General features: G+C 68.1%; 18 protein-coding genes and 1 tRNA gene. 6 read left to right on the top strand and 13 right to left on the bottom strand.

The genetic code is table 11. The features are described from left to right. Positions 1-259 precede the first annotated feature (259 nt). On the top strand, positions 260-1,843 hold the full coding sequence (locus tag GXY15_05865) for a sodium/solute symporter (GenBank protein NLV40736.1): 1,584 nt from the start codon (positions 260-262) through the stop codon (positions 1,841-1,843). Between the two features lie 142 nt (positions 1,844-1,985). On the opposite strand, the gene GXY15_05860 is transcribed toward GXY15_05865, so the two are convergent. Continuing rightward, positions 1,986-2,633 carry a hypothetical protein gene (locus GXY15_05860; GenBank protein NLV40735.1) on the bottom strand — a complete coding sequence of 216 codons (648 nt, stop codon included), beginning with the start codon at positions 2,631-2,633 and terminating at the stop codon, positions 1,986-1,988. Between the two features lie 236 nt (positions 2,634-2,869). Between GXY15_05860 and GXY15_05855 the strand changes: the two genes are divergently transcribed. Together GXY15_05855 and GXY15_05850 are read left to right on the top strand one after the other, a co-directional pair. Then, positions 2,870-4,330 carry a sodium:glutamate symporter gene (locus GXY15_05855; GenBank protein NLV40734.1) on the top strand — a complete coding sequence of 487 codons (1,461 nt, stop codon included), beginning with the start codon at positions 2,870-2,872 and terminating at the stop codon, positions 4,328-4,330. Next, positions 4,327-5,187: a glycerophosphodiester phosphodiesterase gene (locus tag GXY15_05850; GenBank protein NLV40733.1), complete on the top strand. Its 861-nt coding sequence runs from the start codon at positions 4,327-4,329 to the stop codon at positions 5,185-5,187. Before GXY15_05855 ends, GXY15_05850 begins: the two co-directional genes overlap by 4 nt. Here the strand turns inward: GXY15_05850 and lysS are convergent. The 8 genes from lysS to rpsB all read right to left on the bottom strand — a co-directional run bounded on the left by lysS (position 5,156) and on the right by rpsB (position 12,482). Continuing rightward, positions 5,156-6,694: a lysine--tRNA ligase gene (gene lysS, locus GXY15_05845; protein NLV40732.1), complete on the bottom strand. Its 1,539-nt coding sequence runs from the start codon at positions 6,692-6,694 to the stop codon at positions 5,156-5,158. The two genes, GXY15_05850 and lysS, sit on opposite strands and share 32 nt — an antisense overlap. A 28-nt stretch (positions 6,695-6,722) precedes the next feature. Beyond that, entirely contained in the window at positions 6,723-7,847 is a 1,125-nt protein-coding gene (locus tag GXY15_05840; GenBank protein NLV40731.1) for a peptide chain release factor 2, read from the bottom strand. Positions 7,848-7,889: 42 nt separating this feature from the next. Continuing rightward, positions 7,890-8,771 (bottom strand): phosphatidate cytidylyltransferase, encoded by an 882-nt coding sequence (locus GXY15_05835; protein ID NLV40730.1) that lies wholly within the window; start codon positions 8,769-8,771, stop codon positions 7,890-7,892. Then, complete coding sequence (gene uppS, locus GXY15_05830) at positions 8,768-9,520, bottom strand: di-trans,poly-cis-decaprenylcistransferase (protein ID NLV40729.1); 753 nt, start codon at positions 9,518-9,520, stop codon at positions 8,768-8,770. Before uppS ends, GXY15_05835 begins: the two co-directional genes overlap by 4 nt. A 111-nt stretch (positions 9,521-9,631) precedes the next feature. Next, positions 9,632-10,192, bottom strand: coding sequence for a ribosome recycling factor (gene frr, locus GXY15_05825; protein ID NLV40728.1), 561 nt, complete (start codon positions 10,190-10,192; stop codon positions 9,632-9,634). 5 nt (positions 10,193-10,197) lie between these two features. Continuing rightward, on the bottom strand, positions 10,198-10,917 hold the full coding sequence (locus tag GXY15_05820; protein NLV40727.1) for a UMP kinase: 720 nt from the start codon (positions 10,915-10,917) through the stop codon (positions 10,198-10,200). 4 nt (positions 10,918-10,921) lie between these two features. Further along, entirely contained in the window at positions 10,922-11,587 is a 666-nt protein-coding gene (gene tsf / locus GXY15_05815; protein NLV40726.1) for a translation elongation factor Ts, read from the bottom strand. A 34-nt stretch (positions 11,588-11,621) separates the two neighbouring features. Next, positions 11,622-12,482 carry a 30S ribosomal protein S2 gene (gene rpsB / locus GXY15_05810; protein NLV40725.1) on the bottom strand — a complete coding sequence of 287 codons (861 nt, stop codon included), beginning with the start codon at positions 12,480-12,482 and terminating at the stop codon, positions 11,622-11,624. 335 nt (positions 12,483-12,817) lie between these two features. Between rpsB and GXY15_05805 the strand changes: the two genes are divergently transcribed. Next, entirely contained in the window at positions 12,818-14,602 is a 1,785-nt protein-coding gene (locus GXY15_05805; GenBank protein ID NLV40724.1) for a carbon starvation protein A, read from the top strand. A 268-nt stretch (positions 14,603-14,870) separates the two neighbouring features. Here the strand turns inward: GXY15_05805 and GXY15_05800 are convergent, their stop codons facing one another. Then, positions 14,871-15,071 carry a hypothetical protein gene (locus tag GXY15_05800; protein ID NLV40723.1) on the bottom strand — a complete coding sequence of 67 codons (201 nt, stop codon included), beginning with the start codon at positions 15,069-15,071 and terminating at the stop codon, positions 14,871-14,873. Positions 15,072-15,637: 566 nt separating this feature from the next. Next, entirely contained in the window at positions 15,638-16,588 is a 951-nt protein-coding gene (locus GXY15_05795) for a DUF1559 domain-containing protein (GenBank protein NLV40722.1), read from the bottom strand. 251 nt (positions 16,589-16,839) lie between these two features. Here GXY15_05795 and GXY15_05790 point away from each other — a divergent pair, with 251 nt between their 5' ends. Both GXY15_05790 and GXY15_05785 read left to right on the top strand, forming a co-directional pair. Beyond that, complete coding sequence (locus GXY15_05790) at positions 16,840-18,837, top strand: hypothetical protein (GenBank protein ID NLV40721.1); 1,998 nt, start codon at positions 16,840-16,842, stop codon at positions 18,835-18,837. 53 nt (positions 18,838-18,890) lie between these two features. Beyond that, positions 18,891-18,965, top strand: a tRNA-Cys gene (locus tag GXY15_05785). A gap of 93 nt (positions 18,966-19,058) precedes the next feature. Here the strand turns inward: GXY15_05785 and GXY15_05780 are convergent. Both GXY15_05780 and GXY15_05775 read right to left on the bottom strand, forming a co-directional pair. Then, on the bottom strand, positions 19,059-19,910 hold the full coding sequence (locus GXY15_05780) for a sugar phosphate isomerase/epimerase (protein ID NLV40720.1): 852 nt from the start codon (positions 19,908-19,910) through the stop codon (positions 19,059-19,061). A 33-nt stretch (positions 19,911-19,943) separates the two neighbouring features. Beyond that, positions 19,944-20,705, bottom strand: coding sequence for a phospholipase (locus GXY15_05775; protein NLV40719.1), 762 nt, complete (start codon positions 20,703-20,705; stop codon positions 19,944-19,946). Positions 20,706-20,934 lie beyond the last annotated feature (229 nt).

The following is a 20,934-nucleotide window of genomic DNA, read 5'->3' as shown; positions in this document are numbered from 1 at the left end:
TACGAACGGCAGTACCAGGAGCGGTTGCTCAAAAATCTCGCAAGACAAGCCACAAGAATGGGTTGCCAGCTCATTGTGGAAAACTCCGGAGAAGTACTTTCTTAGCAGCGAAGCGAAGCAATCTCGTTCTCGCCTTGGCTCTTCTGACAAGAGATTGCTTCGCTTCGCTCGCAATGACGGGCGCGTGCGGCCGCAATTACGATGCGGGGTTGGACAGTTCTTTGGGCACTTCAACGGGCGCTTAACGAAAGGAGGCGGCATGTCGGGATTCGGGATGGTGGACCTCGGCGTGGTGGTGGTCTACTTCGCCGCCATGATCCTTGTCGGCGCGGGGTTCTCCCGGCGCGCGAAGGACACGGAGCGGTATTTCGTCGGCGGGCGCGCCTATCCGGGGTGGCTCATCGGCGTGTCGCTCTTCGGGGCGACCATCAGCTCCATCACCTTCGTGGCCTATCCGGCGGACGCCTTCAAGACGGGCTACCTCCGGTATGTGATCTGCATCACCCTGCCGCTGGCGGCGGTGATCGCGTCGCGGCTCTTCGTGCCCTTCTTCCGTCGGGGGAAGATCACATCGGTCTTTGAGTATCTCGAGAAGCGTTTCGGGCCGCGCACGCGCGTCTACGGCGCGTCGGTCTTCATCATTGCCCAGTGCTTCCGCATCAGCCTGATCCAGTTCCTTGTGGCGCTGCTGGTGAACCGCATCACGGGGTGGAGCGTGCCGGTGTGCATCCTGGTGGGCGGCGTGGTGACGGCCTACTACACCGTGGCCGGCGGCATGGAGGCGGTCATCTGGACCGACTTCGTCCAGTCCGTCATCCTCACCGGCGGCGGGCTGCTCATCCTCGGCGTGGTGCTGTGGCGGCTGCCCGGCGGCTTGGGCCAGCTCTTCGAGGTGGCCTGGCGCGACGGCAAGTTCCTCATCACCGAGCCGGGGCCGGACGGCGCGCTGCGGTCCATCCCCTGGGGCTTCTCGCTGGAGCGCAAGACCGTCGCCATGCTCCTCATCGTCGGGCTGTTCCAGTGGCTCGGCGAGTACACGGCGAACCAGGAGAACGTGCAGAAATACTGCGCCGCCCGCACGGCCCGCGACGCGCGGAACGCGCTCTGGCTGAGCTGCGCCTTCTGCGTGCCCACGTGGCTCTACTTCATGTTCGTGGGCACGGGCCTCTACGTGTTTTACCAGGTTTTCCCCGATCCGGCGGCCGCCGAGATGCTCGCGGGCACCCGCAAGGCCGAGGAGATCCTGCCGCTCTTCGTGACCACGCAGCTCCCCGCGGGCACGGCGGGCATCGTCACTGCGGCGGTCCTCGCCGCCGCCATGTCCAGCATGTCCTCCGCCATGAACTCCATCTCCGCCGTCGCCGTGACGGACATCTACCGGCGCCACCTCGCGCCCGCGCGGGACGAGCGGCACTACGTCGCCGTGGCGCGCGGCGTCACCCTCGCCGCGTCGGCCGTCATGGTCGCGGGCGCGTGGGTCCTCTTCCGCGCGGACACGCTCACGCTTCAGGACCTTTGGACGGAAATCCAGTCCGTGGTCTCCGGCGGCGTGCTCGGCCTGTTCATGCTCGGGTTCCTCACCACGCGCGGCGACGGGCGCGCCGTCGGCGCGGGCATCGTGTGCGCCGTCGTCTTCTCCCTGGGCACCTCCGCCGCCGCCCTCGGCTGGCTCGGGCCGCTCTCGGCGACGGTGAGCGGCGCCTTCGACGGGTACTACACCGGCATCCTGGGGAACGGGGTGATGTTCGCGCTGGGCTACGTCCTCGCGCGGCTGCTGCCCGGGAGCAAAAAGGACCTGACCAACCTCACGGTGTGGACCCAGGACGGCACGCCGCTGGACTGAGGGGGGGCGGGGCGCGGACAGGATGGACACTATGGACAAGATGGACGATATGGACAGCGTTCACACCGTCCATACCGTCCATTCAGTCCATATCGTCCATTCTTCGTTCGCCCGAAGGCGATGCCCTTCGCCCTGACCGGCCCTAGTTGCAGGTCTCGTGGTTGAAGGTCAGGGGGTTGTCCATCACTTCGGGGCGCGCGCCCAGGCCCATCTGCAGGAGCAGGTCGCACTGGTACACGTCGTAGAGGCCGAAGAAGCCGGGGGCGTAGGCCGCGAGGAACTTCTCCTCCTGGTACAGCGACATGGCCTTGAGCAGCCCCGGCACGTCGCTGATCCGGCCGGCGCCCAGTTTCTGCGCCATGGACGAGAAGAACTGCGACCGCTCGTGGACGCTCATCGGGCGGAGGTAGTTCTCCATGGACACCTGGAGGGTATCCAGGCTCACCTCCACCTCCTCCACGGCATAGTCAATGAAGGAGGGCTGCCGGTCCTCGTCCACCACGTAGGGGCCCTTGAGCGAGACGGAGTACGTGGACGGGAACCCCGCCGGCAGCGTGACCAGCAGGTCGTTCAGCAGGTCCTGCGTGCGCTCGGGATACACATAGACCAGCCCCTCGCGGCGGAAGTCCAGATAGCGGTTCTCCGCGATGGTGAAAGGCCCGCCCACCGCGAGATACCACCGGCCCCGCAGGGCGGAGTCGTCATAGCCCCACGGGATATCCCGGCATCCGCCCGCGACCACGCTTCCCGCACACAGCAACAGCAGCGCGACACCTCTACGAAACGTCATGGCCTGTCCTCCTCGGGCCTGCGGATCCTTGTTCTCGGACGCCCCCCGGCCCCGCAGCCGGAAAGACACCGCCCGGATTCCTGACAACACAGCCCGACTCCCATCATACCACCGACCCGGGCAAAGCGTTACACCCGGTTCCGGACACGTTCGCGGAAGGGGACGGCGTTGACTCGCGCGGCGCGGGCCCCTATGATGGCGGGGGCTGCGGCGGCGCGCGGCGAAAGGAGCGTTTTTTGGAGCTGACTCTGGCCGAGGCGGTTGGGAAAATGGCGGCGTCCCTGGTGGCGCTGGGCCTTTTGCTGGGGGCGGGCCGGGTTGTGCTGGGGCGGATGCGGGTGCTGCGGGCGCTTTTTCTGCCCGTGGCAGTGGTTTCGGGGGTGCTGGGGCTCCTGCTGGGGCCGCAGGGGCTGGGGGCGGCGGCCGGCGCGGCGCTGGGGGCCGGGCACCCGCTGGCGGGGGGGCTGTTCCCCGCGTGGGTGCCGGAATCCTGGGCCGCCCTGCCCAAGCTGCTGATCACGGTGGTGTTCGCGGGTCTGCTCCTGGGCGGGCCGATTCCCCCGGCGCGGGAGGTCTGGCGGAAGTCCGGCCCGCAGATTCTCCACGGTTACACCCTGGCTTTTGGCCAGTACGCCCTCGCCTTCCTGGTGGTGGTGCTGGTTCTGTCGCCGTATTTTGGGGTGGACCCGACGGCGGGGGCGCTGATCGAAATCGCGTTCACCGGCGGCCACGGCACGGCGGCGGGCATGGCACCCTCGTTCGAGCTGGCCGGGTTCCCCGAGGGGCGCGACCTGGCCCTGGGCCTGGCGACGGTGGGCATCATCGCGGGCGTCGTGCTGGGCACGCTTTACATCAACATTGCCGTGCGCACGGGCTGCGTGCCCGTGGCGTGCCTGGAGCCGGACACGGCCGGGGAGGCCGACATCCCTGAACCCGCCGCGGCCGCGGACTCCGAAGCGGCGGGAGAGGCGGACGCTGACGGCGGCGCGGATGTCCTGACGATCCAGCTGGCCCTGCTGGCGCTGGCCGTCGCGGCGGGGTGGCTCCTCAAGGAGGGGCTGGTGCTGCTGGAGGCCCGCACCTGGGGCGCGTGGACGGAGACGCCGCTCATGCCCCTGGTGCCCCTGTTCCCCCTGGCCATGATCGGCGGCGTGGCGGTGCAGCTGGCCCTGTCGCGCCTCGGCCTGGACCATCTCGTGCACCGCGGGCTGCTTCACCGGGTCACCGGCGCGGCCCTCGACTTCCTCATCGCGGCCGCCCTGGCCACCATGTCCCTGCGCGTGATCGGGGGGCACTGGGAGGCCTTCGCGGTCCTGTCGCTCACGGGGCTGTGCTGGTCCATTTTCGCGTTCTGGGTGCTGGCCCCGCGCATGATCCCCGGCCGGTGGTTCGAGCGCGCCCTGGCGGACATGGGCCAGTCCACCGGCGTCGTGGCGACGGGGCTCCTGCTCCTGCGCGTCAGCGACCCCCGGAACCGCACCGGCGCCCTCGAGGCCTTCGGGTGCAAGCAGCTTCTCTTCGAGCCCTTTGTCGGCGGCGGGCTGGTCACGGCGCTGTCCGTGCCCCTGACCGTCCAGTTTGGCCCCCGGATCATGCTCCTCGCCACGGCGGCCCTCACGCTGGCCGCCCTGTGCGGGGGGCTGTGGCTGGCGCGCGGCATCCGCCGCGCCGCCGGGAACGAAAGGAACACCCCATGAGATGTGCCGTGATGTGGACCGCTGTGCTGGCGCTGGCGGGGGCGGCGGCCGCCGCCCCGGCCGGGCCGATGGGCGCGTGCGCCCACCGCGGCGACATGCGCCATGCCCCCGAGAACACCCTGCCCGCCTTCCGTTCCGCCGTGGAGAAGGGGGCGCACATGATCGAGTTCGACGTGGCCCCCACGCGCGACGGGAAACTGGTCCTGATGCACGACGCCACGGTGGACCGGACGACCAACGGCACGGGCCGCGTGGACGCGCTGTCCTTCGACGAGATCCGCGCCCTCGACGCGGGCGCGTGGTTCGGGCCGGACTTCGCGGGCACCCGCGTGCCCACCCTCGAAGAGGTCCTCGCCGTCATTCCTGAACACATCCTGTGCAATGTGCACCTGCGCGGCGGCCCCGAAGTGGGCGCGGCGTCCGCCCTGGTCCTTCAGCGTCTCGGGCGGCTGGAACACTGCTTCCTCGCCTGCGGCGCGGCCCAGGCCGAAGCTGCCCGCTCCGCCGTGCCCGGCGTGCGCCTCTGCAACATGGACCGCCAGGTCGGCAACCGTGACGCCTACATCACGCGCACCCTCGAATCCGGCGCCGCCTTCATCCAGCTTCTGCACGGCGAGGAGGGCCTGGCCGAGGCCGCGGCCCGCTGCCGCGCCGGCGGGGTCCTCGTCAACTACTTTGGCGCCGAGGAACCCGAGACGATCCGCCGGCTCTACCGTGCGGGGGTCAACTACGTTCTCACCAACGACCTGGACGCCTGCCTCGACGTGCTGCGCGCAGACTTTGGCGTGGCTCCGGCCGCAGCTCCGGCAGGCGAGGCGGCCGGCCCTACAGCGTCCGGAGCTGGGGGAAAAGGATGACCTCTCGGATGGAGGCGCTGTCGGTGACGAGCATGGCGAGGCGGTCCATGCCGATGCCGAGGCCGGCGGTGGGGGGCATTCCCACCTCCAGCGCCGCGATGAAGTCCTCGTCGAGGTACTGGGCCTCGTCGTCCCCCGCGTCGCGCAGGGCGGCCTGGGCCTCGAAGCGCTCGCGTTGGTCAATGGGGTCGTTCAGCTCCGAGAAGGCGTTGCCGACCTCGAGGCAGGCGATGAAGGGCTGGAACCGCTCGGTGAGGGCGGGGTTGCCGCGCTTTTTCTTGGCGAGCGGCGAAATCTCGATGGGGTAGTCGTAGAGGAAGGTCGGCTGGATGAGGTGGGGCTGCACCTTCTCCGACATGACGGCGTCCACGATCTTGCCGTAGCCCATGGTGGGATCCACGTCCACGCCGGCGCTCTTGGCGAGGCGGGCGGCCTCGTCGCGGTCGCGGGTGGCCTCGAGGTCCACGCCGGCATACTGGCGGATGGCCTCGTGCAGCGAGATGCGCTTCCAGGGCCGCTCGATGCTGATGGTGTGGCCCTGGTAGGGGAAGGACTTCCCGCCGACCACGGTCTCGATGACGTGGCAGAGCATCTCCTCGGTCTCGTCCATGAGGCCGAGGTAGTCCTGGTACGCCTCGTAGAGCTCCATGGTGGTGAACTCGGGGTTGTGGCGCGTGTCCACGCCCTCGTTGCGGAAGCAGCGGTTGATCTCGAAGACCCTGTCGAAGCCGCCGACGATGAGGCGCTTGAGGTAGAGCTCCGGCGCGACGCGCAGGTAGAAGTCGCGGTCGTAGGTGTTGTGGTGCGTGATGAAGGGGCGGGCCGTGGCGCCGCCGGGGATCGGATGGAGCATGGGGGTCTCGACCTCGAGATAGCCGCGGGCGGCGAGCCACCCGCGCATGACGGAGACCACCTGCACGCGGCGCTTGAAGGTGTCGAGCACCTCGGGGTTGGCCACCATGTCGAGGTAGCGGCGGCGGTAGCGCGTCTCCACGTCGGAGAGGCCGTGCCACTTCTCGGCGCCGGGGCGCAGCGACTTGGTCAGCAGGCTGTACCCCGCGGCGAACAGGGTGATCTCGCCGCGCCGGGTGCGCTTGACGGTCCCCTCGACGCGGAGGAAGTCGCCGATGTCGAGGTCGTCCAGGGCGGCGTACATCTCCCCGCCCACCTGCTTTTCGCCGAAGAAGAGCTGGATGCGGCCCGTGTCGTCGCGCAGGTCGAGGAAGGCGCTCTTGCCCTGGACGCGGCGCGCGGTGACGCGGCCGGCCAGCGCGGCGCCCGGCAGCTCGGCCTGCGGGTCGGCGTCCGGCCCGGCGGCGGCCTCCGCGGCCTCGAAGGCGGCGCGGGCCTCCCCGATGCGGTGGCTGCGGTCGCAGCGGTACTTGAAGGGCTCGTCGCCGCGCGCGCGGATGCGCTCCAGCTTGGCGATGCGGTGCCTGCGGAGCTCCTCCTCGGCGCCGTGTCCTTCGCGGGGGTCTTCCTGTTCGGGGGTCAGTTCATCGGTCATGGGGGTGTCTCCCGCGCCCGGGGGCGCGTCAGTCGTCGTTGCGCGCGCCGCTGCGGCGCTCGAGGTTCCACTTGAGGTAGGCCTCGACGAAGCCGTCCAGGTCGCCGTCGAGGACGCGGTCCACGTTTCCGGTCTCGTGACTGGTCCGGTGGTCCTTGATCATCTGGTAGGGGTGGAGGACGTAGCTGCGGATCTGGCTGCCCCAGGCGACGTCCTGCTGGCCCTCGCGCATGGCGCTCAGCTCGGCCTCCTTGCGCCTCAGCTCGATGTCGTAGAGTTTCGCGCGCAGCATCTGCATGGCCGTGTCGCGGTTGCGGTGCTGCGACCGCTCGATCTGGCAGGAGACCACGATGCCCGAGGGCAGGTGGGTCAGGCGGACGGCGGAGCTGGTCTTGTTGACCTTCTGGCCGCCCGCGCCGCTGGAGCGGAAGACGTCCAGCTTGATGTCCTCCTCCCGGATATCTATCTCGATGTCCGCGTCCACCTCGGCCAGCACCTCGATGGCGGCGAAGGAGGTGTGCCGCCGGGCGGCGGAGTCGAAAGGCGAGATGCGCACGAGGCGGTGGACGCCGTCCTCGGACTTCAGGGTGCCGAAGGCGTAGGGGCCCGTCACGCGCAGGGACGCGCTCTTGAGGCCCGCCTCCTCGCCGGGCTGGTAGTCGAGCACCTCGGCGTCGAACTCGCGCAGCTCGCAGAAGCGGGTGAACATGCGGTAGAGCATTTCGGCCCAGTCGCAGGACTCGGTGCCGCCGGCGCCCGGGTGGATGTTGACCATGGCGGTCTTGGTGTCGCGGGGGTCCTGGAAGAGGCTGTTCAGCTCCAGCCGGTGGAGCCTGGCCTCGATGCGGGCGAGCATCGCGGTGATCTCCTCGGCGAGGGAGGCGTCCTCCATCTCGGCGCCCATCTCGACGAGGGTGGCGGCGTCCTCGATCTCGCGGGCGAGCTCGTCGGGCGCGCCCACGACGGACTTCAGCGCCTTGAGCCGCTGCACGGTCTTTTGGGCGGACTCCGAGTCGTCCCAGAATCCGGGAACGGCCATGGATGCCTCCACCTCGGCGATGTCGTGCTTCAGGTTGTCCACATTCAGGCTCTTGCGCAGTCCGGCGAGCCGCGTCTGGTGGTCGGCGGTCTGCTGGGCCTCGGGTTCATACATGGGTCGTGTTTCCTTGTTTCCTTCTTTGCGGTCCGGGTCCGCCTACCCCAGCAGGGCGCGGAGCCCGTAGAACAGGTAATACAGGGTTGGGGCGGCGAAGAGGATGCCGTCGCAGCGGTCGAGGACGCCGCCGTGGCCCGGGAAGATGCCGCTGGAGTCCTTGATGCCCGCCTCGCGCTTGATCATGGACTCGATGAGGTCGCCGAACTGGCCGACGACGGACAGGGCGGCCGCCAGGGGCAGGTACACGCGCCAGCCCGCCAGGGGGTAGGCGTTCTCCCAGCCGAAGAGGCGGATGAGCCCGAGGAGGACGGCGGTGGCCAGGACCGCGCCGAGCACGCCGCCCGCCGCGCCCTCCCAGCTTTTCTTGGGGCTGGTGCGCGGGGCCATCTTGTGGCGGCCGAAGGCGCGCCCGACGAAGTAGGCGCCCGTGTCGGACCAGACCACAGCCACGAGCAGGAACGTGACGAGCCCGGGGCCCATGCCCGCCCAGCCGTGGATGATGACGAGATAGGAGCCGAGGCCGGCGATGTAGGCCACGCCGAACACATCGGCAGCCAGCGCCTGGAGGCTGTGGACGGGGCTGAGCAGGTGCGCCACCATGACCAGCATGACGGCGGCGGAGATGCCCGTGACCACGGGGTGCGCGGTCCAGCCGTTCCAGTCGGTGAGGACCATGCCGCCGTTCCAGAGGATGAGGCCGCCGCCCGCCGCCAGCACGGTGCGCCGCAGGGTGGGCAGGCCCATGGCCTCCAGCATGTCGCAGTACTCGCGGAGCCCCTGGACCACGAGGGCCGCCACGAAGAGGATGAGGGGCACCTGGAGGGAGGGGATCCAGATGAGCAGGAGGGCCGTCGGCGCGAGGACCAGCGCCGTGCCCAGCCGCACCAGGGTGCCCCCGGAGTTGTCGCAGTTGCGGTTCATGGCCGCCCCCCGAAGCGGCGGCCGCGCGCCTGGTACTCGAAAATCGCGTCGCACAGGGCCTGCTGGTCGAAGTCCGGCCAGAGGGTCGGTGTGACCACGATCTCGGCGTAGGAGATCTGCCAGAGCAGGAAGTTGCTGACGCGCATCTCGCCGCTCGTGCGGATGAGCAGGTCCACCTCGGCCAGGTCGGGGGCGTAGAGCCGCGCGGTCACGGCGTCCTCGTCCACGTCTTCCGGGCGGATGCGGCCCGCGAGCGCGTCGGCGCAGAGGGCGCGTGCGGCCCGGGCGATCTCGGTGCGGCCGCCGTAATTGAGGGCGACGCAGCAGTCCATGGCCGTGTTGCCCGCGGTGGTCTCCAGGCAGTGCCGGAGGTCCTTCTGCGCGCGGGCGGGGAGGCGGTCCATTTCGCCGAGGAAGCGGACGCGGATGTTGTTGCGGTGGATGTCGTCGAGCTCTTTCCGGATGTAGGTGCTCATGAGGCGGAAGAGGGCGTCCACCTCCAGTTTCGAGCGCCGCCAGTTCTCCGTGGAGAAGGCGTAGAGCGTGAGGGCGCGGACGCCGAGCCTGCGGCAGGCCTCGATGGCGGCGCGCACGCCGCGCGCGCCCGCCTCGTGGCCCTCGGCGCGGGTCAGGCCGCGCCGCTCCGCCCAGCGCCCGTTGCCGTCCATGATGACGGCGATGTGGCGCGGCATCCGGCCGGGGTCCAGCCGGGGGTCGAGGGGCGGGCGCTTTTCCGTTCCCTGCTGCATGGGGTCTCCCTGGGTCGGTTCAATGCAAACCGCCGCAGAGGGGGCGCGAGTCCGCGCCCCGCCCGCGGCGGTGTCGGTTTCGTCAGGCCTTTTTCGTGCGTGTCCCCACCGTCACACCTCCATGATGTCCGCTTCTTTGACTTTGAAGCAGGCGTCAATGGACTCGATGTGCTTGTCGGTCAGCTTCTGGATCTCGTCGGTGAGGCGGCGGGCGTCGTCCTCGGGGATTTCACCGTCCTTCTGGTGCAGTTTGATGGCCTCGACGGCGTGGCGGCGGATGTTGCGCACGGCGACGCGGGCCTCCTCGGCGAGCTTGGCGGCGAACTTCACGAGGTCCCGGCGCCGGTCCTCCGTGAGGGGCGGCACCGGGATGCGGATGACGCGCCCGTCGTTGGACGGGTTGATGTTGAGCTGCGAGGCGCGCAGCGCCTTCTCGACCGTGTTGATCTGGGACTTGTCCCAGAGGTCCACGGCGATGATGTGGGCGTCGGGGACGGTGACGTTTCCAAGCTGGTTGATCCTCATCTTGGACCCGTACACCTCGACCTCGACCGTGTCCAGCATGCCGGCGTTGGCGCGGCCGGTGCGGAGGCCGCCCAGCTCGCCCTTGAAGGCCTCCACGCTGCTGTCCATCTTCCTGCGGGCGTCTTCCATGGTTACTTTGTGCGGCATGTCGCTCATCCTCCCTTGACAAGGGTGCCTATGGGTTCACCGTCCAGGACCCTGCCGATGTTGCCCGGGCGCGTCATGTCGAAGACGATCACGGGCATCTGGTTCTCGCGGCAGAGGGAAATCGCGGTCGCGTCCATGACGCGCAGGTCGCGGGCCAGAGCCTCCGTGTAGGAAAGCTGGTCGAAGCGCTTCGCGCCGGGGTTCTTCTTGGGGTCGGCGTCGTAGACGCCGTCCACCTTGGTGGCCTTGAGCAGGACCTCGGCCCCGATCTCGCTGGCGCGCAGGGCGGCGGCCGTGTCCGTGGTGAAGAAGGGGTTGCCCGTGCCCGCGGCGAAGATGACCACCCGCCCCTTTTCCAGGTGGCGGATGGCCCGGCGGCGGATGTGGCGTTCGGCGACGGGCGGCATCTCGATGGCGCTGAGGACCCGCGTGGGCACCCCGCGCGCCTCGATGGCCGCCTGGAGCGCCAGCGCGTTGATCACCGTGGCCAGCATGCCCATGTAGTCGCCCGTGGGCCGGTCGGGCGCGCCCGCCAGCCCCGACGCGCCGCGGAAGATGTTTCCGCCGCCCACGACGAGGCCGATCTGGACGCCCCCGGCGGAGGCGGCGGCCAGCTCCTCCGCGTAGCCGCCGACAACGCCGAAGTCCACCCCGCCGGGGGTGGACCCCTGCAGGGCCTCCCCGCTCATTTTGAGCAGGACGCGCTTGTACACCGGCTGGGCCAACGGCTTACCCCTTGTTCTCGAACTTCTCCATCTCGGCGGCGACCTCGGCGGCCAGGTCGTTCTGGCGCTTCTCGAGGCCCTCGCCCAGCTCGAAGCGGACGAAGCGGCGCACGCTGATCCTTTCGCCGCACTTGCCCGTGAGCTCCGCGATGAGGCCCTTGATCGTCTTCTTGTCGTCCTTCACGAAGGGCTGCTCCAGCAGGCAGACCTCGCTGTGCCACTTGCCCATCTTGCCTTCGGCGATCTTCCGGCAGATGTTCTCGGGCTTGCCCGTCTGCATGGCCTGCTTGACGTACAGCTCCATCTCGGCATCATACTCGGCCTTGGGAACCTCGTCAACCGAGACCCACCGGGGGTTCGCGGCGCAGATCTGCAGGCAGATGTCGTTCACGAGGGTGCGGAAGTCGTCGCCGCGGGCCACGAAGTCGGTCTCGCAGTTGATCTCCACCATGACGCCGATCTTGCCGCCCATGTGGATGTAGGAGGCCACGGTGCCCTCGGAGGCGACCTTGTCCGCCCGCTTGGCGGCCTTCGCCATGCCCTTCTCCCGCAGCCACTTCACGGCCGCGTCAAAGTCGCCGTTGGCCTCCGTCAGGGCCCGCTTGCAGTCCATCATTCCGGCGCCCGTGGCGTCCCGGAGCTCTTTCACCTGTGATGCGCTGATAGTCATTCCACGTTCCTTTGGGTCGTTGTGCGCTTCGGTTTTACTCGGCCGCCGGGGCCGCGTCGCCCCCGTCCTGCGCCGGATCCGCGTCGTAGGCGCGGTCGTAGTTCTCGTCCACCTTGTCGCCCGTCACGGGCGCGTCGTCCACGTCCTCGGCGTCCCCGCCCTCGCTGGCGATGCGGTCCTGCTCCTCGCGCTCGGCGCGCACCTTCTCGGCGCGCATCCGGCCCTCGATGGCCGCGTCGGCGATGATGCGGCAGTACAGGCCGACGGCGCGGATGGCGTCGTCGTTGCCGGGGATCGGCACGTCCACGACCTCGGGGTCGCAGTTCGTGTCCACGACGCCGATGCAGGGGATGCCCAGGCGGCGCGCCTCTTTCACGGCGATGTCCTCGTGCTTGGCGTCAATGACGAACATGACGCTGGGCAGGCCGGGCATGTTCTGGATGCCGAGCAGGTTGCGCTCGAGCTTCACACGGTCCTTGCGCAGGAGCACCAGCTCTTTCTTGGTGTGCTTGCGGTCCGCTTCGGGGTCCGTGTCCAGATCCTGCAGCGAAATGAGGCGGGAAATGCTCTGGCGCACGGTCCGGTAGTTCGTCAGCGTGCCGCCGAGCCAGCGGCTGTTCACATAGAACATGCCGCAGCGCTCCGCCTCGCGCTTCACCGGCTCCTGGGCCTGGCGCTTCGTGCCGACCATGAGGACATGGCCGCCCTGGGCCACCACGTCGCGCACCAGGCCGTAGGCCTGGTACAGCTGGCGCAGCGTGTGCTGGAGGTTGACGATGTAGATGCCGTTGCGCTGGCCGTAGATGTACGGCGCCATTTTGGGGTGCCAGCGGCGGGTCTGGTGGCCGAAGTGGACGCCCGCTTCCAGCAGTTCTCGGGGGGTGACGATAGGCATGATACGCCTCCAATCGGGTTGTGCCTCGGAGCGGTGGGAATGCATCCGGTTACACGCCGGACACCCGATCTCCCCCCCGGCGCACGCCGGAGGTCCGCTCCTGTGGAATCAAAAAGCCCCGGAACTATAGCAAACACCGGGGCTTCCGCGCAAACGGGGGGGCTGGGGTTCGGGACGGGGACCCGGGCCCTGGGGTCCATGCCGGGCGGCTGAGGGCCGGTTTTGCGCTGAATGCGGTGTTGCGGGGCCGGTTGACTGCCCGTCGGGGGCGGGTGTAGGATGATTTCGGGCGGGAGACGCCTGTTCCCGCGTGAGAAACCCGGGAGATGCCGTTCATGGCCTCGTTGCTGCTGCTTGGCGTCTGTGCGGCCGTTTTCATCACGGCCTATTTCACCTATGGCCGCTGGCTGGGGGGGCGGGTTTTCGGCCTGGACCCGAAGCGGGCCACCCCTTCGCACACCGAGGAGGACGGGGTGGACTTCGTTCCAACGCGGAAGGAGGTGCTGTTCGGGCACCATTTCACGTCCATCGCGGGCACGGGGCCCATCGTGGGGCCGGCCATCGCGATTCTGTGGGGCTGGCTGCCCGCCGTGCTGTGGATCACCCTGGGCTCCGTGTTCATCGGGGCGGTGCATGATTTCGGGGCGCTCATGGTGTCCATCCGGTCCAAGGGGCAGACCATCGGCGACGTGGCCGGGCGGATGGTCTCGCCGCGGGTCCGCGTGCTGTTCCTGATCGTGCTGTTCTTCACGCTCACGGTGGTGGTGGCCATCTTCGGGCTGGTCATCGCCACGATTTTCTCGATCTATCCGCGGACCGTGCTGTCGGTGTGGGCCGCCATGCCGCTGGCCTCGCTGGTCGGCTGGTGGATTTACCGCCGGGGCGGCAACCTGCTGGGCATCTCCCTGCTGGCCCTGTTCCTCCTGTATCTCACGGTGGTGCTGGGCGTCTGGTTACCTGTGGACCTCACACAGATTCTGGGGATCCCCCTGCTGGCGGGGCCGGACGCGGGCTTTTTCGCCGGGCTGAAGTCCGTGGTGGTGGTGTGGATCGTGCTGCTCATGGCCTACTGTTTTCTGGCCAGCGTGCTGCCGGTCTGGCTGCTGCTCCAGCCGCGGGACTACATCAACTCGCACCAGCTCTATGTGGCGCTGGCCCTGCTGGTCGGCGGGGTGCTGCTCGCACGGCCGGAGATTGTGGCGCCCGCGTGGAACCCCGGCGCGGCGGGCGCGCCGCCCATCATGCCCTTTCTCTTCATCACCATCGCCTGCGGCGCCATTTCGGGCTTCCACTGCCTCGTCTCCTCGGGCACCACGTCCAAGCAGATCAACAGCGAGTCCGACGCCCGGTTCATCGCCTACGGCGGCATGCTTACGGAGGGCTTCCTGGCGGTGCTGGTGGTGATCGCGTGCGCGGCGGGCGTGGGCCTGCACGTCGCGGTGGAGGGGGTGGACTACACCGGCGTCGAGGCGTGGCGCCAGCTCTACGGCGTCGGCTGGGAGAAGATGCAGCTCCAGCAGACCGTCGGCGCCTTCGTGGAGGGGGCGGGCAACCTCATTTCCGCCGTCGGCATCCCCAAGGCCGTCTCGGTGAACATCGTGGCCGTCATGGTGGCCTGTTTCGCGGCCACGACCATTGACACCGCCACGCGGCTCCACCGCTATGTGATCCAGGAGCTGGGCGGTGTCCTGCGGGTCCGCGCGCTGGGGAACAAGTACGCGGCGACGGCGGTGGCCGTGGCGGCGGGCGGCGGGCTGGCCCTGCTGCCCGGCCCGCAGGGCCCCGGCTCCGGCGGGCTGGTGATCTGGCCGCTTTTCGGCGCGACCAACCAGCTGCTGGCCGGGCTGGCCCTGCTGGTGGTCGCGTTCTACCTGCGGCGCACCGGCCGCCCCTATTGGTTCATTCTCGCGCCCCTGGCGCTCATGATCGTGCTGCCCTTCTGGGCGCTGGTCCACCAGGTCTTCCGGGATTTCATCCCCAAGGAGAAGACCATCCTCACCGTGGTCGGCCTGTCCATCATGGCCCTGCAGGTCTGGATGGTCGCGGAGGCGCTGGTGCTGTGGCGGGGGGCCAAGGGACACCCGCAAGACGGCGACACCGCAGCTGCGGGGAACCAGTAGCCTGTGGCAAAAGGCCGGCTTTTCTTGGTCCCCCCTTCAGGGGGGTGGCCGCGTCTTCGCGGACGGGGGATGTTCTTTTCTCCGGCCAACCCGCCGCAATCCGGAACATCCCCCTGTTCGCTCCCGCGAACCCCCGCCCCTGAAGGGGGGACCGGGACAACGCGCGAGTTTCAAGCCGATGATCCTCTCCAGGCAGAACCCTGACGTGGAGGTGGTGAAGGGTCAAGAATACCGTCGGTGAACTTCTGCCACAGGCTGCCGGGACGCGTCAGCGGATGTCGGCGTCCAGCCATTTGATGACGGCCATGATCCCCCGGGCGCGCTTGAGCATGGTCGCCTTCAGGCCCTGCTCGCGGAGCTTGGCCTTGGCGTCCTGCCGGTCCTTGGCGACCACCACGCCCCCCACGAAAGACTTCTCCGCGCTGTTGTCCCCCTCCGTGCGGATCGCGTGATAGTCATAGGTCGGCATGGCAGTGTGTTCCGTTTGAGTCGCGCCTCATTCTAACAGGATCAACCATTTTGGGCAAGGGCCGCGCGGCTTGCGGATTCACCCTGAAAGTATCGGCGGCATTAAAGGCGTCCGTTCACCCATGAAATGCGGAAGGCCTACGGCTTTCCGACAAGGGATTGCCGCGTCGGCCGGGGCGTTGGCGGGAACGAGATTGCCGCGCTTCGCTGCTAATGAAGTAAGTCGGCGAGAACGCCCGCCAAGTAGACGCGCCATCTTGGCGCGTTCTTGAGCCAACGAAAACCCCAAGAACGCGGCAAGATGCCGCGTCTACATTTCCGGCCCTCCCGCAGCCCTCACTTCATAGGCAGAATTCCCGCCTACGGCGGTCAGGGGCTCGCAATGACCGCGGAAACACACGTCATTGCGAAGGAGCGGAGCGACTGCGGCGATCTCGTGCCCGCCCCAGCTTCGGCTCCCGCGATGTCCTATCCCACCATCAGGGGCGGCGGGCTCCCCCAAAGACGCCGATGGGCGGCCGCACCCTGAAGGGGACGGCCGCCCACCGTGAAAGGACCGGAAGACGCCTACTGGGCCAGCAGCCCGATGGCGTTGGCGATCAGGCGGTTGCAGGGGGCGGCCCCCTCCGACTGATAGCGCTGGAACTCGACGTGGCCGTCCATGTACAGCACGTTGGACCCGCCGGGGATGTGGTTGAACAGCGCGTCGGCGCCGGTGTTGGAGAGCATGTCGGACATCACGATGATGGTGCTCTGCGCCGCGGCGCTGGCGCCGGGGTTGTTGATGTCCGTGATCAGGAAGCGCTCAATGCCCTCTTTCAGGCGGTAAATGGTGTTGCCGCGGCCGTTGCCCTTCAGGGGATACATCAGCGGCTCGGTGACGTCCTCGTCCAGGGCCGCCATGTTGGGGCCCCAGTCGTTCGCCACCGCGTTGACCTTCATGTAGATGTTGATGATCTGCGAGGGAACGAGCAGCGTCTTGCCCGACACGGAGAGGTCGCGGATATCGTCCGCCTGCGTCAGTTCGTTCATGTCAATGAGGTCCAGCAGGTAGCCCCAGTAGAGGTAGCTCATGTCCGTCTGGCCCAGGGCGCCCTTGTAAAGCGCGCAACCGGGCTCCGAGGCGATGATTTCGTCGGTGATGTAGCTCACGCCCTCGGTGCGCGCGCTCGACGGGCAGTTCAGCACGTTCACGTCCGTCAGGTACTCGGGGTACGTGGCGTTGCCCGAAAACCCGATGGCCGGATAGTCGTAGTGCCCGTTGCAGTTCGGGTCCGGGTCCGTGGTGCCGTCCCATTTCGGATACCCCTGCAGGGGGGGGAACTTCTGCCCCTTGGACTCGCCCGAATACATCTTCAGCACCAGCCCCAGCTGCTTGAGGTTGTTCTGGCAGGAGGCCCGACGCGCCGCCTCGCGCGCCCGCGCCAGCGCCGGCAGCAGAATCGCCGCCAGAATGCCGATAATGGCGATCACCACCAGCAGCTCAATCAATGTGAAACCCCGTCGCGTTGATTTCATTGTCTTTGCTTCCTTCTTCGTGTGCGGATACCATGAAACCTGGTTGTTTCGGGGGCACCGCGCCCCCATCAGTATGGTACCCGAAAGGCGTTTTCTTGTCAACAAGTTTGTGGCGGCATTTCCCGCACAATCGTGATATTATGGCGGTTTTCGCGGTTTTCGCGGCCTGCGCGCCCGATATTCCCTTGACTGCCCGCGCCATCTGCGGTATGATTGACTGTGGAATCCCAGCAATCAAGAGGAGACATACCATGAAGCGCGCTTCCCTTCTGTGCCTGTGCCTCGCCGTGACGGCGGCGTTTTCGCCGGTTCCCGCGGCAGCCGACCAGGTCATCGTCAACTTCGACACGGTCATGAACAATGTGGCCGACAGCGCCGTCTGGCCCGTGGTCCAGACGTACGAAATCCTGCCGGCCGACTTCACCCTGAACCCCTCCGCGTGCGACATCAACGGCGGGTTTGACATTTCGGTGACGCCGATTGAGCTGTTTCCCAACGGGATACTGGACAGCGACGAGTTCGCGCTGCTGGCGGCGATTCTGGCGGACACGGCGTTTGACTGCGCCGCCGGGGGGGGCACGTCGCACGGCCAGGTGTACGACGCCTGGGTCCGCAATTCTGCCCAGGCGTGGAACGATCTGGGCGGCGGCCCGAACGGCCAGCGCACGACGCTGCTGAACGCCATCCCCGACGCGGAGTTTCTCTTCGCCGCCATGATGACCATCGGCGACGCGGACACACAGACCTTCCCCAACCTGATTCTGGGCGCCATCGTGGACAACGAGACGGTGTACAGCCTGCTGGGGGCCCCCGGCATGAAGACGCCGATCCCGGAGGAGTACACGCTGCTGTACCCCTGGCTGGGCTGGTGCGGCGACGCGGACGGCGACGGCTGCTCGAACTACAACGAGTACCAGTGGGTGAAGGGCCAGGGCGGCGGGCGCGCCGAGTATCTCGCCGCGGCGATGAACCCGGCAGTCCACGCGCCGGGCTGCACCAACGACCGCATGTGCGACGGGACCGGCGGGCTGTACGGCGAGTATTTCTCCACGAAGTTCCTGACGAACCTGCGCACCGTCCGCATAGACCCCCAGGTCACCTTTGACTGGGGCAACGGCATCCCGCACCCGGACGTGGCGGCGAACGACTTCTCCATCTGCTGGACCGGGTTTGTCACGCCGCAGTTCACGGAGACCTACGACTTCCTCGTGCGCACGGACGACGGCGTGCGCCTCTGGGTGAACGGCGAGCTGCTGGTGGACGAGTGGAACGACCACGGCTCCACCACCTACACCGGCACCACCTCCACGCCGCTCACGGCGGGCACGCCCTACCCGATCCGCATGGACTTCTACGAGGCCGGCGGCGACGCCGTGGCCTGGCTCGGCTGGGAGAGCGCCAGCCAGCTGCGCAAGGGCATCTACGAGATGTACCTGACCCCCGGCAACGGCATCGGCGACCGGGCCGCCGACTGGATCCGCAACCCCGCCAACGGCCACTACTACAAGGCCACGGAGGCCATGACCTGGGCCGAGGCCAACACCCTCGCCGGGCAGTGGGGCGGCTACCTGACCACCATCAACGATGAGGCGGAGAACATCTGGATCCAGCACACCTTCGGCAGCCTCGGCTCCCTCTACACCGGCGCCAACGACATTGCCGAGGAGGGGCGCTGGGTCTGGGCCGAGAACGGCGCCAACTTCTTCAACGGCGACTACGCCGCCGGCGCCGTGGTTCCGCCCTGGTTCGTCCAATGGCAGGACCAGGAGCCCAACAACTGGAACGACGCCGAGGACGCGGGCGGGGTCTACGGCGGGACCGGGTCCAACGCCGGGAATTGGAATGACTGGACCCCCACCAACACCCAGCGCGCCCTGGTGGAGACCAACACGGGCCGCATCAACATTTCCGGCCCCACGCCCGCCAGCGCGACCCTGATGGAGGGGAACGCCATCAGCCTGCGCGTCACGGTGCTCCACCCCTACGGCAACGTCACCTACCAGTGGCTCAAGGACGGCGACCCCGTGCCCGGCGCCATCGGTCCGGTTTACAACATTGCCTACGCGCAGTTGATGGACGAGGGCGAGTATGTGTGCCGGGTGTCGGACGACAGTCCGGCCACGGCGGACAGCCCGGCGGCCGTGGTCACCGTGAACCCGCGCCCGCCCGTGCCTGCGGCCTCCGCCGCAGCCCTGGCGGGACTGGCCCTCGCCCTCGCCGCCCTCGGCGCGCGGCGGCACCGGTCCTGATCCGGGCGCGCCTTGACACCACCGGGGCTCTTCCCCTACAATCCAGCCATCGGGGCGGCATAGCCAAGTGGTAAGGCAGAGGCCTGCAAAGCCTTTATACCCCGGTTCAAATCCGGGTGCCGCCTCCATTTCTTTTTAACTCCCCCCGCCGCGTCCGCCGGTCTTCATGGACGAAATGGACGATATGGACCACATGGACGGGGTGGACGGGGAAACGGCGGTCAGCCCCCGCCCACCACCCCCCGGAGGAATTCCACGCTCTGGCGGATGTTGTCGTCCGCGCCGTGGCATTCGAGGGAGACCACGCCGTCCCAGTCCGTCTCCTGGAGGTAGTTCAGGCACCTGCGGATGTTTTCCGCGTTCACGCCGCCGCCGATGGGCACCTCGCTGCACGCGATGCCCGTCTCCTCGCCGCGGACGGCGGCGGCCAGCCCGGCGCTCACGTCCTTGATGTGGCAGTGGGAAACCCAGGGGCGCAGGGCCTTCAGGTACTCCAGCGGGTCGTGCCCGGCGATGAAGGTGTTCCCCGTGTCGAAATTGCAGCGGAGGTATTCCGTGTCGAAATGGCGGAAAAGCCGCTGCATGAACTCGATGTCGTTGGTGTAGGGGCCGTGGGGCTCGACGTTGATGACGACGCCGTAGTCCTCGGCCCAGGGCAGCACCTGGCGGTAGTTGTCGCAGGTGACCCGGAAGACCTCCTCGCGGGTGTACCCCTCGATCTCCGCCGCGCCGTCCACCGTGTCCACCATGGGGCAGTCCAGCTCCGCGGCGAAGCGGATGGACTGCTGGACATACTGCACGCCGAAGGCCGAGCCCTCGGGCCCCATGAACGGGAACGAGCCGTCCACCTGCGAGATGAGCAGGCCCATTTTGTCGCAGTAGCGCTTGAGGGCGCGCGGGTTGGACTGGAGGGAGACGCCCGGCTCGTAGCCCATGGCCTGGATGAAGTACTGGCCGTGGATCGCGGCGAACTCCAGATGCCGCAGGCCGTACTTCACCGCCGTCTCCGCCGCCTGTTTGAACCCGCCGCTCAGGGTCCGCCAGTTGTCCGCATGCATGCCCAGTTCGATCATGTCATCCTCCTTCTTCGTTGCGTTGTCCGCATGTCAGTCCGGCAGGCGCTGCTCCAGCAGCCAGGCGACGGCCTCCGGGTCGCCGTACGCCTGGTCCCAGGAATTGTGGCCCGTGCCGGGGTATTCGGTGAGCCGGGGCTTGCCGCCCGCCTTCTCCACGGCGCGCACCATCTGGCGCGTGCGGAACGGCGGCACCACATCGTCGTCCTTGCCGTGGAAGGCCCAGACCGGGCGGTCCGCCAGCAGTTTCCCGCGCTCCTCCATGGACGGGAAGACGTCCTCGCCCGCCTTGGGGCAGAACCGGCGGATGTCCCCGAAAGACCCGCCCCCGCAAATGGGCAGGTACGCCGCGAAGACGTCCTTCTTCACGGGCCCCCAGATCCAGGTGCCGTAGCCGCCCATGGACAGCCCCGTCAGGGTGACCCGTTTCGCGTCCACGGTGTAGGCCGTTTTCGCCTTCTCCATCATCGCCTCGATGGCGGGGAACATGCTGTCCCAGAAATGCTCCTCCGGGCACTGCGGCATGAGCACCAGGCAGGGGAAACGCTCGGGGTTCAGGCGGATGGCCCGGCCGATGCCCACGTCCGACTGCTTGAGCCCGTCGGCCCCGCGCTCGCCCGCGCCGTGCAGGAACACCACCAGCGGCCACGCGCGGTCCGCCGTGTAGTCCCGCGGCACATACAGGACGTAATTGTGCGCCGTCCCGTCCACGGTCACGGTCTCGTTGAGGAATCCCGTCGCAGCGGAGGGGTCGGCGCAGAAAACGGTCATGGCGGCAAGCAGGGGCGAAAGCATGGTTCGGGGCACTCCTTTGTTGCGGGGTCAGGATGCCGCGCGCGGCGTCCGCCTCTAAGATACGCCACCCCCCGGCCCGCAGACAAGCGGATGGATCCCCAGAACCGCCTCTGGGCACCCGGGCCGATCCGGGAACGAGATTGCCGCGCTTCGCTCGCAATGACTTGCGTTTCCCCGTCATTGCGAGCCCCTGACCGCCCGGGGGCGGGAATGTCGTTGAAGAAAGGCG

The sequence above is a fragment of the Candidatus Hydrogenedentota bacterium genome (assembly GCA_012730045.1).
In the GTDB taxonomy this organism is placed as follows: Bacteria; Hydrogenedentota; Hydrogenedentia; order Hydrogenedentales; family CAITNO01; genus JAAYBR01.
The sequence above is the reverse complement of the archived record's forward strand: the minus strand, read 5'-3'. Positions and strand labels throughout refer to the sequence as shown.